At 59.8% G+C, this 14,329-nt stretch carries 13 protein-coding genes and 1 tRNA gene; 3 read left to right on the top strand and 11 right to left on the bottom strand.

The annotated features are described in order from the left end of the window. Positions 1–131: 131 nt before the first annotated feature. The 4 genes from FLP30_RS10350 to FLP30_RS10335 all read right to left on the bottom strand — a co-directional run bounded on the left by FLP30_RS10350 (position 132) and on the right by FLP30_RS10335 (position 3,988). Positions 132–782 (bottom strand): ATP-dependent Clp protease proteolytic subunit, encoded by a 651-nt coding sequence (locus FLP30_RS10350; RefSeq protein WP_210419273.1) that lies wholly within the window; start codon positions 780–782, stop codon positions 132–134. Positions 783–958: 176 nt separating this feature from the next. Further along, positions 959–2,293, bottom strand: coding sequence for a trigger factor (gene tig / locus FLP30_RS10345; RefSeq protein WP_149279756.1), 1,335 nt, complete (start codon positions 2,291–2,293; stop codon positions 959–961). 93 nt (positions 2,294–2,386) lie between these two features. Next, a tRNA-Leu gene (locus FLP30_RS10340) sits at positions 2,387–2,471 on the bottom strand. 77 nt (positions 2,472–2,548) lie between these two features. Beyond that, positions 2,549–3,988 (bottom strand): NAD(P)H-hydrate dehydratase, encoded by a 1,440-nt coding sequence (locus FLP30_RS10335; RefSeq protein WP_149279755.1) that lies wholly within the window; start codon positions 3,986–3,988, stop codon positions 2,549–2,551. Positions 3,989–4,154: 166 nt separating this feature from the next. On the opposite strand from FLP30_RS10335, the gene FLP30_RS10330 reads away from it, so the two are divergent. The 3 genes from FLP30_RS10330 (at position 4,155) to FLP30_RS10320 (ending at position 8,050) form a co-directional block, all read left to right on the top strand. After that, entirely contained in the window at positions 4,155–4,610 is a 456-nt protein-coding gene (locus tag FLP30_RS10330; protein ID WP_149279754.1) for a hypothetical protein, read from the top strand. A 182-nt stretch (positions 4,611–4,792) separates the two neighbouring features. Continuing rightward, positions 4,793–6,715 carry a DEAD/DEAH box helicase gene (locus tag FLP30_RS10325; RefSeq protein ID WP_149279753.1) on the top strand — a complete coding sequence of 641 codons (1,923 nt, stop codon included), beginning with the start codon at positions 4,793–4,795 and terminating at the stop codon, positions 6,713–6,715. 27 nt (positions 6,716–6,742) lie between these two features. Further along, complete coding sequence (locus FLP30_RS10320) at positions 6,743–8,050, top strand: class I SAM-dependent RNA methyltransferase (protein ID WP_149279752.1); 1,308 nt, start codon at positions 6,743–6,745, stop codon at positions 8,048–8,050. On the opposite strand, the gene FLP30_RS10315 is transcribed toward FLP30_RS10320, so the two are convergent. From FLP30_RS10315 to FLP30_RS10285, 7 genes are all read right to left on the bottom strand, one after another. Beyond that, the gene (locus tag FLP30_RS10315) at positions 7,995–8,363 is read right to left on the bottom strand and encodes a HesB/IscA family protein (RefSeq protein ID WP_149279751.1); all 369 of its coding nucleotides are present in this window, start codon (positions 8,361–8,363) and stop codon (positions 7,995–7,997) included. The genes FLP30_RS10320 and FLP30_RS10315 overlap by 56 nt on opposite strands. 20 nt (positions 8,364–8,383) lie before the next feature. After that, entirely contained in the window at positions 8,384–8,863 is a 480-nt protein-coding gene (locus tag FLP30_RS10310) for an SUF system Fe-S cluster assembly protein (RefSeq protein WP_408834543.1), read from the bottom strand. 86 nt (positions 8,864–8,949) lie between these two features. Then, entirely contained in the window at positions 8,950–10,203 is a 1,254-nt protein-coding gene (locus FLP30_RS10305; RefSeq protein WP_149279750.1) for a cysteine desulfurase, read from the bottom strand. Continuing rightward, positions 10,204–11,478 carry a Fe-S cluster assembly protein SufD gene (gene sufD / locus FLP30_RS10300; protein WP_149279749.1) on the bottom strand — a complete coding sequence of 425 codons (1,275 nt, stop codon included), beginning with the start codon at positions 11,476–11,478 and terminating at the stop codon, positions 10,204–10,206. Continuing rightward, a complete protein-coding gene (gene sufC, locus FLP30_RS10295) occupies positions 11,475–12,245 on the bottom strand; it encodes a Fe-S cluster assembly ATPase SufC (protein WP_149279748.1) in 771 nt (256 codons plus the stop codon). The genes sufD and sufC overlap by 4 nt, the downstream gene beginning before the upstream one ends. Before the next feature lie 13 nt (positions 12,246–12,258). Then, entirely contained in the window at positions 12,259–13,749 is a 1,491-nt protein-coding gene (gene sufB, locus FLP30_RS10290) for a Fe-S cluster assembly protein SufB (protein WP_149279747.1), read from the bottom strand. Positions 13,750–13,752: 3 nt separating this feature from the next. Beyond that, positions 13,753–14,217, bottom strand: coding sequence for an SUF system Fe-S cluster assembly regulator (locus tag FLP30_RS10285; RefSeq protein WP_149279746.1), 465 nt, complete (start codon positions 14,215–14,217; stop codon positions 13,753–13,755). Positions 14,218–14,329: the final 112 nt, after the last annotated feature.

Genomic DNA, 14,329 nt, shown 5'->3' with positions numbered 1-14,329 from the left:
GGCCCATCCCTTCGATCATTCCAAGCATCACGGCGCCAGGTACGCAGCCCCGGATATGCCCCGCCCATGGGCAGGCGGGGGTCTTCCTTATTGTAACAGGAAGTTCAAAGTACGCCAGATCAGGGATGATCTTAATCCTTCTTACCTGCTTCTGTAGCTTTATGCTGGCTGATCACTTCGTCAACGATACCGAAAGACCGCGCTTCCTCGGCGGACATGTAGGTATCACGCTCCAGCTTCTGCTCGATTTCCTCAAGCGTGCGCCCTGTATGTTCACGATAGATCTCGTTCAACCGCTGGCGGATAATCAGGATTTCCCGCGCCTGGATTTCGATATCACTGGCCTGCCCCTGGGCACCGCCAGAAGGCTGATGCACCATGATACGGGCGTTGGGCAGCGCAAACCTGCGCCCCTTCTCACCACCTGCCATCAGCAGCGACCCCATGGACGCAGCCTGCCCGATGCACACGGTGCTGACCGGGCTGCGGATGTACTGCATGGTGTCGTAAATAGCCAGACCGGCAGAAACCACGCCACCGGGGCTATTGATATAGAACGAGATTTCCTTGCTTGGGTTAACGCTTTCCAGATACAGAAGCTGTGCTGAAATCAGCGATGACACCTGATCGTACACCGGCCCTGTCAGAAAGATAATTCTCTCCTGCAGCAGGCGGGAATAGATATCAAACGCCCGTTCCCCGCGGGAGGTCTGCTCGACCACCATGGGCACCAGCGCATTGTTGAAAATCTCAACGGGATCACGATCCCTCATACCACTCATTCCCGTTCAAAAGCCGAATTCCGGCCCCCAGCCTCCCACGCTGGCGTGGAAGTCAACGAAGGCCTTAGCTTCAAGATAGAGATAAAGTGGCAAGATGCCACCCTGTAAAAGAAAAACATGCCCAAAAAAGAATGTCCCGCCAGTTCACACTGGCGGGACATAGCCATTTTGCGGCTTCAGATATTTGCTGGAGGAATATCTGAAAGTTCTTCAGGAGAGACCTCTCGGTCTGTAACCTTGGCCAGTTCGATCAGATAATCGACGACCTTGTTCTCAAAGATCGGACCGCGGAGAGATTCTGTCGCCTGCGGGTTCTTCTGGAAGAACTCGAAAACTTCACGCTCCTGGCCGGAGTAGCGCATGGCTTCAGCCCGGACGGCGCGGCTCAGTTCTTCCGGCGTGACAACAATGTTGTTCTTGCGCCCGATTTCAGCCAGCAGGAGACCCAGTTTTACGCGACGTTCCGCAATACGGCGGTAGTCGGCCTTGAGGGTATCCTCGTCCTTGTCCTTGTCTTCGTCATCAAGCTGACCAGCCTGACGATCGGCTTCGACACGGCTCCAGATCTGCTGGAATTCGGCTTCGACCATACCAGCCGGAGCTTCAAAATCCGTCTTGGTGGCCAGAATGTCCAGCAGGTCGCGCTTGATCCGCAGGCGGGAAAGCTGCTCGTATTCCCCTTCGATCTGCTTGCGGATCAGGTCCTTAAGCTGCTCGAGGCTTTCGAAGCCGACTTTCTTGGCCAGTTCGTCATCAAGAGCGGCATCAGCGGCTTTCTTCAGCTGCTTTGCCTTGATGTCGAAGGTGGCTTCCTTGCCTGCCAGCTCGGCCGCGCCGTAATCTTCGGGGAATGTCACGGTGATGATTTTTTCTTCACCGGGGGACATGCCTTCGATCTGCTCGGCAAAACCGGGGATGAAGCCTTCACCACCAATTTCCACGTTCACATCTTCAGCCGTGCCACCGTCGAAGGGCACACCATCGCGCTTGCCGACAAAGTCGATCGCCAGCACATCACCCTTACCTGCGGGGCGCACTTCCTCGATCACTTCGAAGGTGCGGCCACGGCGGGCAATGTCTTCCAGCGCCTTTTCAACCGCTTCGTCACTGGCCTGCGCCTTCAGGCGGGTCAGTTCCAGAGCGGACAGATCGGGCAGCGTCACTTCAGGCAGAATTTCGCTCTCGACGGTAAATTCCAGACCCTTGCCGTCATCTTCCTGACCGGTCACCAGATCAACCTTAGGCTGACCGGCAGGGCGCAGACCGCGCTCTTCAAACGCTGCCTGAACGGCCTCAGACACAGCCTGCTCGACCACTTCGCCCCACACGGCGGCGCCATAGCGCTGACGGGCCAGAGACACAGGCACCTTACCCGGACGGAAACCCGGCAGGTTCAGATTGGCAGCAACATCCTTAAGGCGCGCATCGCGCTTGGCTTCAAGCTCCGCAGCCGGAACTGTAACGGTGAAACCACGCTTCAGCCCTTCGGAAAGGGTCTCGGTTACCTGCATCGGCCAGGCCTTCCTCTCGGTATAAAACTCAGACTCCCCGCCACGTCACGCCGAAAGGCCGTCGCGGAGCAGGACGGGAGAATGAAACCGAATTGGTACGGGCGGAGGGACTTGAACCCCCACGACTTGCGTCACCAGAACCTAAATCTGGCGTGTCTACCAATTCCACCACGCCCGCGTACATTGCTCACCGTCGCAAGTGGGCTGCACTTAACCCAAAGCGAACGGCACGGCAAGAGACAGGCACCATAAAGCCTATCTATCATTCTGCCGCAAGGTCGCTTCCTGCCGGGCAGAACCTAAATATTGGTCCAGATCCTCGGCAATCGGCCATGCTCCGGCCTGCATTCCAGCCTCCCCATGCAGCCATACCCCTGCACAGGCGGCATCCCATGCGGGCATGCCAGCGGCCAGCAGCGCAGCAATAACGCCCGACAGCGTATCCCCCGAGCCTGCAGTGCCCAATGCAGGGGTAGCGTGAGTGTTAATCGCCAAACGCCCATCCGGCGCGGCAATCAGGGTGGATGCCCCTTTGAGCACCACAACAGCATTAATCTGCTGCGCTGCTGCCCTTGCCTGCGCAGGCAGATCAGTCCCGACAGGGCCAAACAGTCGCGCAAACTCCCCGGCATGGGGCGTAATGACCGAGACACCCCGCAAACGCTCGGGCTGCCCCGCCATGGCCGACAATGCTCCGGCATCCGCCAACACACAGCGCCCTGCCGCCAGCAAAAGTGGCAAGGCCTGTTCCACTTCAGCCTCTGCCAACCCCGGCCCACACACCCAAACCTGACGGCGCGTGTCGGCCAGAAGCTCTGGCAGCGGCTCGGAATCGACAATCAGGCCCGGCGCGCCCAGCCTGTACGCTGCGGCCGCAGCCCCAGCGGCCACCCGCACCAACCCTGCTCCCGTCGCACGTGCAGCAGAGGCACAAAGCCGCGCAGCGCCAGGCATGCTTTCCCCAGCACAGATACTGACAACCCCTCTGGTGTATTTATGGCTCTGTGGCCCCGGCACGGGCAGTTGCCACAAACCGGGCTCATTGCGCCACGCCCTGACCTCCACTGAAGCAAGAGCTGCGGGCGGCATACCGATGTCAGCAAGCACGAGACGCCCGACCAGTTCACGCCCCGGATAAAGCAGGTGCCCTAGCTTGAGGGCGCAGAATGTGACTGTCATCTCAGCCTGGGGCGCATAACCACGCACCTGACCGGTCGCGCCATCCACGCCCGATGGCATATCAACCGCCACAATCCGCCGGGCGGCATGCAGCACGCGCGCGACATCCTCTGCCACATCACGCCCCAAGCCTGCTCCGAAAATGGCATCGACCACCAGATCGGCACGCGCCGCTTCTTCCGGTGTAAAAGGAACACCCGCCCCGCCACACTGTTCTGCAGCCCATGCTGCTGCACCACCGGGCCGAGGCACGGCCAGCGCCGCTATGCGCACCGGCCAACCCGCATTCCGCAGGTAGCGAGCCACCACATAGCCGTCCCCACCATTATTGCCCGGCCCACACAGCACCAGCACTCGCATGGGCGAAAAATAACGGCGGATTGCGCGCGCAACAGCACGCCCGGCATGCTCCATCAACGTGGAAACAGGGATCTGGCGCGCGGCAAACGCGTCCACACGCCCCATCTCCTCAGGGGTGTAGAGTGCAAGAGAAGACGCCTGCCCAGGCTCGGACATATCCAACCTCCGCCATGCTGTGCCCCACTTTTGGAGCAACATATTCCTTGCACCCACCGCCCGCCATTGGCAATCAGGGCAGGCAGTCGCGCAGGGATGCACACCAGAGCCTGCCCGGCGCCTAGCCAAACCTATCGTGGCCCTGTGTGCCCCAGCGGAGTTGACCATGCCCCATTCCATTCTCTGGAGCCTCGTTCTGGCGCTTCACCTTGTCTGCGTCACCCTGCTGATTGGTGGAATCGCCTACGCACTGCTGATCCTGCGGCCCAGCCTGAGCCTGCTGGATGCCACGCAGCGCAACTCCATCCACCTGCAGACACTGTCCCGCTTTTTCCGGGGGCTGACCCACGGACTGCCGACCCTGCTGATTTCAGGCTGGCTGCTGATTATTCATGAAGGTGGATTTGCCAACGCGCCATGGACAACCAACGTCATGCAGGCCCTTGGCATTATCATCGTGCTGCTGTTCGTGCGTCTGCATCAGGGGCCTTACCAGAAGGCACGCCGTTCCATCCGCCCGCAGGCCTCACTTTTCGACTCGATCCGCTCTCAGATGCTGATCATTCTTGCACTTGGGGTTCTGGCCATACTCTGCGCCTGCCTTGGCCACCCGTTTGTATGAAAAAATGAGGGATGACTGCCAAAAACTTGATTTTGCGCACAAAGCCCTTTATCGGAACAAGCGCCTGAGTGGCTGCCCGTGTTTCTGCGGCGCTTCAGGCATAGATGACTGAAGCGCGGGATGTGCCCTGACCCGGTTCCGTCCCGAGATACCCCAACGACAAACCGAGTTCCGAGAGCATATTGACCGCGAAAACGCCAGCCCGCCCCCGCAAGACGACCACTCGCAGCCGCAAGCCGGCCGCCCAGCCCGACGCCGTGGCGGTGGTGGACACTGATGGTGGGGCAGATGCTGCCGTCGCCCCCGAGCAGGATGTTGTAGCATCCAAGCCCGCCGCCAAAACGCGGGCACGGGCAACAACGCCCCGGAAACGAACAACCCGCGCCAAAACGGTCGAAGCTGTAGCGGAAGAAGCCCCCGCCCCTGTTGCCGAGGCCGCCGCTGATTCCGGCGATACTGCACCCGCAGAAAAACCGGCCCGCAAGCCTGCAACACGCCGCAGGAAGGCAGCCCCCAAAGCCGCGCCGGTAGAGGCTGTTGAGATTATCGCGCCCCCCGAAGCTGTTGAGGACTCAACACCTGCCGACTCCGCCCCGGAAGAAGCAGAGCCAGTAGAGCCCGCAGCCAAGGCAACCACATTCGCGGATCTGGAGCTGTCCGAGCCAATCCTGCGCGCCATTAATGACATGGGCTATGTGCACCCCACCCCCATTCAGGAACAGGCGATTCCCGCCGTGCTGATGGCGCGAGATGTGCTGGGCGTTGCACAGACAGGCACAGGCAAGACAGCCTCCTTCACGCTGCCGATGCTCGAAATTCTGAGCGATTCCCGCGCTCGCGCCCGTATGCCCCGCTCGCTCATTCTGGAGCCCACGCGGGAACTGGCACTGCAGGTAGCCGAAAATTTCGTCAACTACGGAAAACACCTCAAGCTCAACCATGCGCTGCTGATTGGTGGCGAAAGCATGGCCGAGCAGAAAGAGGTGCTGAACCGTGGTGTCGATGTTCTGATTGCCACACCTGGGCGCCTGCTGGACCTGTTTGGTCGCGGTGGCCTGCTACTGACGCACACCAAAATTCTGGTGATTGACGAAGCCGACCGCATGCTGGACATGGGCTTTATTCCAGACATTGAGAAGATTGTCGCGCTGCTGCCCCCAACACGGCAGACGCTTTTCTTTTCCGCGACCATGGCCCCCACAATCCGGAAGCTGGCTGACGCATTCCTTCATTCCCCGAAGGAAATTACCGTTGCCCGCCAGTCCTCCGTCGCCAGCACCATCACGACCGGACTGCTGGTTGTGGACGAATATAAAAAGCGCGACACACTGCGGCTGCTGCTGAAAGACCCGACGTTGCAAAACGCCATTGTCTTCTGCAACCGCAAGCGTGATGTGGATATTCTGTCCCGTTCGCTGGTCCAGCATGGTTTTTCTGCTGGCGCCCTGCATGGGGACCTGCCGCAGTCTGTCCGATTCGCCACTCTGGAACGCTTCAAGAATGGTGAATTGAAGGTCCTTGTCTGCTCCGACGTGGCCGCACGCGGGATTGATATTGGCGGCCTGTCCCATGTCTTCAACTTCGACCTGCCCTTCCATGCGGAGGACTATGTGCACCGTATTGGCCGCACAGGTCGTGCCGGACGCGAAGGGCATGCATACAGCCTGGCCTGCCCGTACGATAAGACTCTGGCCGAAGCTATCGAGCAGCTGACAGGCAAGCCTATCCCGCGCATGACGCTGGATAATGTGGAAAATCTGGACTGGGCCGAAGGCAAACGCCCCCCTGCCGAGCGGAACCGTAAGGACAAGGAACGGGAGAAGCCGACAGGCCGGAAAGACTCTGCCCGCCATGATACCCCGCGCGAACCGCGTGCGGAGCAGCAGCGCCCTGCCCTGCCCCCTCAGTCTGCCCACCCGGCACGCGGGCCACGCCACCAGCGCGATGATATTCCCCCCGTGCCTGCGGGTGACAGCCTTGGGTTTGGTGACCTCATGCCAGCCTTCATGATGCTGCCGCGACGGGAATCGGACCGCCCTGCAACACCTGGCATGGCAGCACAGACGGATGTTCACTCAGACACCACTCCTGTGGATGCGTCCTGACCTCTGTACAAAGACGGAACTGTCAGCGTGACACGTAGCTTTGAGGGTGTTGTTGCTTACCTGAGCACACAGGGAAACGGCGCTGTCCATCTGCCTGATGGCAGCACTGTTTACTGTGCGGACACATTGCCAGCGGAAACTGTCCGTCTGGAAGAAGATGCCGCAGGCCACTGGCAGCTTGCTGATATTCTCATCCCCTCCCCCCAACGGGTTCCTCCATCCTGCACGCTGTTTGGTGATTGTGGGGGCTGCTCTGTCCAGCACATGCAGCCCGAGGCCATTATGGCCTGGAAGGTCGACCTTGTCCGCCACGCGCTAGCCAAGGCGGGTTTTACGGATATTCCGGTTGCCACCACGTTTCAGGTAGCCCCCCACACCCGTCGCAGGGCTGATCTTGCCTTGCGGCGCGTGGCTGATGGCCTGCACCTGGGCCTGCATACCCGTGGCAGCAAAATTGTTACCGACATGGCAGCCTGCCCTGTGCTGCACCCGGATATTGAGCGGGTGCTCCCAGCACTCCGTCAGGTAGCCGAAAGCCTCCAGGCACTTCGCAAGGAAGGCAGCGTGATTATCAACCTGCTCGATTCCGGGCCTGATATTCTGCTGCGGACTGACGCCGCTCTCACCACGACCGACAGGCAAAAACTGGCACGTATGGCCGAACAGGCAGGGATTGCCCGGATAAGCTGGCAATCGCTCAAAGCGGACACCCCCACAGAAACCGCCGTGCAGACAGCCCCTGTTTACCAGACCATCGCCGGGCAACGCATAACGCCCCCACCGGGAGCATTCCTGCAAGCGACTGCGGAAAGTGAACAGGCAATCCAACAGGCCGTGCTGGATTGCCTGCCGGGCAAACTGTCGCGTCGCAGTATTCTTGTTGAATTGTTTGCGGGCTGCGGAACATTGTCGTTCCCGCTGGCCAAGCACTGCCAGGTGCACACCTACGAAAGCTCTGCCCCGGCTTATGCCGCCATGAAAGCGGCGACAAACAACACCCGGATAACACCCTTCTGCCGTGACCTGTATCGCCAGCCCGTGCTGGCAAAAGACATCACAAAAGTGGATATCGTTGTGCTGGACCCGCCCCACGCCGGAGCGCGGGAGCAAATGGACCAGATTGTGCGGGGCCTGCCTGCCTGGGTCATTTATGTCAGTTGCAACCCGGCATCACTGGCCAAGGACGCCGCAGCCCTTGCCAGCGCTGGCTACAGCCTGGACAGGCTGCATGTGATTGACCAGTTTCTGTGGTCCACCGAGACAGAAACTGTCTGCGCCTTCAAACGTGAAAGCTCTCGCCGCAGCCGCAACGGCCTTTCTCGTTCGGGTTCCTGAACACAAACCCTGCTTCCAGATCGCTTTCCTGATAATCCATCTGCGAACCGATCAGAAACAGCGTGGCCTTGCGGTCAACCAGAAGGGTGAGGTCCCCATCCTTCACAATCTCATCACCCTGACCGGGTTCGGCAACAAAGGTCATGTCGTAAGCCTGACCGGAGCAGCCTCGGGTTGTCACAGAGATGCGCAGCAACTGACCCGCATGCGCCGTGGCATACAGGTGCCGCAACCGGGCTGCGGCAGTGTCTGTCAGGCGCATAAGGGGCGGCAGGGTTCTGGGCTGAGGTGCTGTGGACGTGGTGGATGCCATTAGAGTGCTCCTTCCTGTGTTCAGAACATATTCAGGGCAAGGCGGGCTTCGTCGCTCATGCGGGACATATCCCATGGCGGATCCCAGACGATATCTACCTCAGCTGACTGCACACCCGGCACTTTCTCAACTGCCTCTTTCACCTGTGCGGGGAGTTCCTGCGCACTTGGGCAGTTAGGGGCCGTCAGGGTCATTTCCACATGAACGCGGCCATCATCATACAGGTCAATGGCGTAGATCAGGCCGAGTTCATAAATGTTCACCGGAATTTCAGGATCATGCACTGTCGCAATGGCAGCAATCACATCCTCTTCCGATGCGGCACCAGCGGGGTGGGGCTGATCCTGCAGAGGGGCATCCCCCTCCGGGGTCCAGCTTTCCACCTTGGCAGGGTGCTCACCCTCAGCCGCGTGGTCCGCGTGCAGCATGCCCTCGGCAGGGTTGGGCGCGTTGTCTGTCACCGATTGCTCCTGAATACGCACATCTTCTGACGTTAACATGGGAAAGTGCCTCCTTCAGCGCAATGCGGGGGGCCGCACATGCCCCATACATGCGGGACATGCCGACATGGAACTGGCGTGCCTGCTCACACAAAAAAATCCCGGATACGAACCAGCGTGTCAGCCAGAGCATCAATCTCTTCAGGCACCGTATAAATACCAAAGCTGGCGCGGGCTGTGGCGGTCAGCCCCAGACGCCGCATCAACGGTTCGGCACAATGGTGCCCTGCCCTGACTGCTATGCCATTTTTGTCCAGCAACGTGGCGATATCATGAGGGTGCACATCTGCCATGGTAAACGACACCACCCCACCACGCTTTGCAGGAGCGCCCACAACCTGCAGGCCCGGCACATCAGCCAGACGGGCCAAGGCATGCCGTGTCAAAGCCTGCTCGTGCCGGGCGATGGTATCCAGACCAATGGCCTCAACCCAGTCGATGGCAATGCCAAGACCTATGGCTTCAACAATGGCCGGGGTGCCTGCCTCAAACTTGTGCGGGATGGCAGCCCAGGTCGCCTTTTCAAAGGTGACGGTCGAGATCATGTCCCCGCCACCCATAAAGGGCGGCATGGCATCCAACAGGGCTGCGCGCGCCCACAGCACACCTATGCCGGTTGGCCCATACAGCTTGTGGCCCGTAAACGTATAAAAATCAGCGTCCAGCGCCTGCACATCCGTACGCTGGTGCACAACGGCCTGACTGCCATCAAACAGCACCAGCGCGCCCGCCGCATGTGCCATATCCGCCACCTGTCGGGCAGGCACCATGCTGCCCAACACGTTGGACATATGCGTAATCGCGACAAGACCCACTTTGCCGTCGGACAGCAGGCGCTCCAGCGCCTCCATATCCAGATCACCGACGTCAGTAATCGGTGCAACGCGCAGTTCTATACCTGCCCGGTCACGCAGCATCTGCCACGGGATCAGGTTGGCATGGTGTTCCATTTCGGAAATCACCACAGCCTGCCCCGGCTTGAGCAGCGTCCCGAAGGAATGGGCCACCAGATTGATGGCCTCGGTGCTGTTGTGCGTGAAAATAATTTCCTCACGCGCGGGCGCATTGAGGAAGCGCGCAACCTTGCCCCGGACAGCCTCATACGCCTCTGTGGCGCGGTCGCTCATCCAATAAAGGCCACGATGGATGTTGGCATACTGGGTCCGCAGGACGTCAGCCATACCATCAATGACTGCAACTGGCTTCTGCGCCGATGCGGCACTGTCCAGAAACACAAAGGGGCGACCATGCACGGTTTCCCCAAGGATGGGAAACTGCGCACGGATAGCCTGTACATCCAGGTCCTTAGGCTGTGTTGCAGCCTGTGTCTGCACGCTCATTTATGCCTCCTCTGCGCGGAAGTGCTGCGCGATCATGCTACGGCACAGATCACGGGCAACATCGTCACCCACCAGCGACAGGGATTCTTCCAAAAAGGCGTCGATCAGAATCTGTCGGGCATCGGCTTCTGGCACACCGCGACTACGCAGATAGAAAAGCTGCTCGTCATCCAGCGCGCCGACTGTGGCCCCATGGCTGCAACGCACGTCATCGGCGTAGATTTCCAGCTCTGGCTTGGCGTCAATTTCCGCATCGGCAGACAGCAGCAGCGCCTGATTCATCTGGTAGCCATCAGTTTTCTGGGCCACCTGCTTGACCAGCACCTTGCCCTGAAAAACCCCACGCGCATGACCATCCAGCACATTACGCACCGTCTGGCGGGACACACAGTCCGGCGCGGCATGGGTAATCACACTGGTGATATCGCCCACCTGCCGCCCTGAGAGACGCTGTGCGCCATTGATATGCACCGCAGCCCGTGGAGCAGCCAGTGTCGCATGGGCCTCATACCGGGTCAGCAAGCCGCCCAATGTGAGGGTGAAGCTGTCATACACGCCATGTTCAGCAACGTGAGCATGGACCGTACCCAGCACAACAGCCTGTGCGCTTTCCTGCTGGACTGTCAGGTGCTTCAGTTCCGCACGTTCTGCGACATGGATATCCAACACCGGGTTATGGAAATACGCCCCATCCCCCAGATTGAGGGCCAGCACAGACAGCCGCGCGCCCTTGTCCAGTGTTATGGTGTGGCGAGGATGGAAGGACGTAGGCTCTCCCTCCCCCAACCCCAGCGACACCAGCAAAACCTGCCCTGCATCCACACCCTCACGCACATGCAGGTTAAGTCCGCCATGTGTCATGGCTGCATTCAACGCCACCAACGGTTGTTGTACGGAAAGCGGAATGGCAGCCGCAGGTGCTGTCGCGGAAACCGGTGTGACCTCAACCCCCTCCGGCAACTGGCTGAGGGCCGGGGCATAGACCCCATTGACCAGCACCAGCTTTGGCAACGGAGCCAGAGCCTCTGCCCACCCCGGCAGGGTTTGCAAAAGAGCTGTGGCACGGCCTGCATCATAAACAACAGGTGCTGCTTGATACGGCACGTTGCCTAGCGGGCGCAGGGCTGTGTATTTCCATTCCTCGACATGCCTGTCGGGCAGACCTGTGCGCTCCAGCAGGGCGACAGCCTCCTGCTGCCCGGCGGCACTGGCTGCCTGTAGGCGGTCTGCGAACAGGGCTAGACCGCCAGAGCGGGGCTGGTTGATCGCGTTCACGCTGCCTCCACCATGAACTTGGCATAGCCTTCCTGATCAATCTGGCGGGCCAGTTCCGGCCCACCTGACAGAAGAATACGCCCTTTTGCCATGACGTGGATGCGGTCAGGCACCAGATAATCAAGCAGCTTCTGATGATGGGTGATGACCAGCGCCGAGAACTTCGGTGACCGTAGGCGGTTCACCCCTTCAGCCACAACGCGCAGGGCGTCCACATCCAGCCCGCTGTCTGTCTCGTCCAGAATAGCCAGAGAGGGTTGCAGCAAAGTCATCTGCAGGACTTCGTTACGCTTCTTCTCCCCACCGGAAAAGCCGACATTCACGTTCCGCTTGAGCATGTCAGGCGCCATGGACAGGGAGCGGGCAGCCTCACGCGCAGCTTTCAGAAACGCCACGGCATCCAGCTCTTCCTGCCCACGGGCACGGCGCACCGCGTTGACTGCGGTACGCAGGAAGTTGGCGTTGTTCACGCCCGGTAGTTCAATCGGGCTCTGGAACGCAAGGAACAGCCCTGCTGCGGCCCGCTCCTCTGGCTCCATAGCCAGCAGGTCCTGCCCCTGGAAGGTGGCCGTACCTGCCGTCACCTCATAATCATCCCGCCCTGCCAATACGTAGGACAGGGTGGATTTGCCAGACCCATTGGGCCCCATGATGACATGGACTTCACCCGCGGGGATGCTCAGGTCCACACCATTGAGAATCTGCTTTTCCTGCCCATCCGCATCGATCCGGGCGCACAGGCCTGAAATTTCCAAAAACTGGCTCATAGTCCGCACTCCCTTACCCAACACTGCCTTCAAGGCTGATCTGCAGAAGCTTCTGTGCTTCCACCGCGAACTCCATGGGCAGTTCCTTGAGAACATCACGGCAGAAGCCGTTGACGATCAGACCCACGGCGTCTTCTTCCGACAGACCGCGCTGGCGGCAGTAGAAGAGCTGATCTTCTGAAATTTTGGATGTTGTGGCTTCGTGCTCAATCCGGGCCGCCATGTTGCGGCTTTCAATGTAAGGCACGGTATGGGCACCACACTGGTCACCGATCAGCAGGCTGTCGCACTGTGTAAAGTTGCGCGCGCCCGAGGCCTTGGGCAGCACCCGCACCAGACCGCGATACGTGCTGTCCGAACGGCCCGCGCTGATGGTCTTGGCAATAATGGTCGAGCGCGTGTTGCGCCCGATATGGATCATCTTGGTGCCGGTATCGGCCTGCTGGCAGTTATTGGTCACCGCGACGGAATAGAACTCCCCCACAGAGCCCTCGCCTTGCAGGATGCAGGACGGATACTTCCAGGTAATGGCCGAACCGGTTTCCACCTGTGTCCAGGAAATGCGCGAACGTGCCCCACGGCAAGCTCCGCGCTTGGTCACGAAGTTATAAATGCCTCCGCGCCCTTCCTCGTCCCCTGGGTACCAGTTCTGGACTGTGGAGTATTTGATGGAGGCATCGTCCATGGCCACCAGTTCGACCACAGCCGCATGCAACTGGTTTTCGTCCCGCATGGGGGCTGTGCAGCCTTCCAGGTAGGAGACCGAGGCACCGTCTTCCACAACAATCAGTGTCCGCTCAAACTGCCCTGTGTTGCGGGCATTGATGCGGAAATAGGTGGAAAGCTCCATCGGGCAGCGCACACCCTTTGGCACGTAAACAAACGAGCCATCGGTAAAGACCGCTGAATTGAGTGCAGAGAAGAAATTATCCCCCGCAGGCACCACGGTCCCGAGGTAGCGGCGTACCAGATCGGGGTATTCACGCACCGCTTCGGATATAGGGCAGAAAATAACGCCCGCTTCCTGCAAGGTCTTGCGGAAAGTCGTGGCCACGGAAACGCTGTCAAACACCGCGTCCACCGCCACAGGTGGGCGGGCGGTTTCGCCCTCGGGCACTTCAACACCGGCCAGCAGCGCCTGCTCGTGCAGTGGAATACCCAGTTTTTCGTAGGTCCGCAGCAGCTCAGGGTCCACCTCGTCCAAGGACTTGGGGCCAGGCTTACGGCGCGGGGCCGCGTAATAATGCAGGTCCTGGTAGTCAATCGGGGGGTGGGACACCTTGGCCCACTTGGGCTCTTCCATGGCCTGCCAGGTTTTAAACGCGGCCAGACGCCATTCCAGCATCCATTCCGGCTCTTCCTTGCGGGCGGAAATCAGGCGGATGATGTCCTCATTCAGCCCTTTGGGGGCCATATCCATCTCGATATCCGTCTCGAAGCCCCATTTGTAGGTGGACTGTCCGAGAGTTTCTACCGCATTTCTGGTATCTGTGGTCGCTGGCATGGCTCAGGTTCCCTCACCAATAAGAGTGGCGAGACCCTGCACGCCATTCCGCGCCCGTGGCATGAAGCCCTTGTCGTTCAGGCGCATGTTTTCCAAAGAAATACCTTCAAGCGTCGTCCGTATGGCGTGGTTGATGGCATCCCAACTGCCGCACAGGCTACAGGACACACCATTGTCACACCCGCCGCCATCCACACAGGCTGTCAGCGCGATCCTGCCATCCATGGCGGTAATAACGCTGGCAACCGAAATTTCGGCCAACGGCCGGGCCAGCCTGTAGCCCCCCTTGGCGCCGCGCTGGGACAGGACAAACCCCTGTCCGGAAAGCGCCTTGAGCACCTTGGCCACCGTCGGTTCGGGCACGCCTGTTTCCGCCGCCAGAGAAGGAGAAGTGGTTACTCCTTCCATCTCGCCCAGTCGGACGAGGATGACAACGGCGTAGTCCGCCAGGCGGGAGAGTTTCAGCATGATCCGGCCTCACCGCAATTAAAGACCTTAATGGTCCTGTTTCGGATACATGGCTTCAAGATCACAGCACGTCAACCCAAATCAGCAGGATTCATCGCCTGCCGACATATCT

The organism is Acetobacter vaccinii, from assembly GCF_008365315.1.
Taxonomy (GTDB): Bacteria; Pseudomonadota; Alphaproteobacteria; order Acetobacterales; family Acetobacteraceae; genus Acetobacter; species Acetobacter vaccinii.
This window is presented reverse-complemented; position numbering and strand designations above follow the sequence as displayed.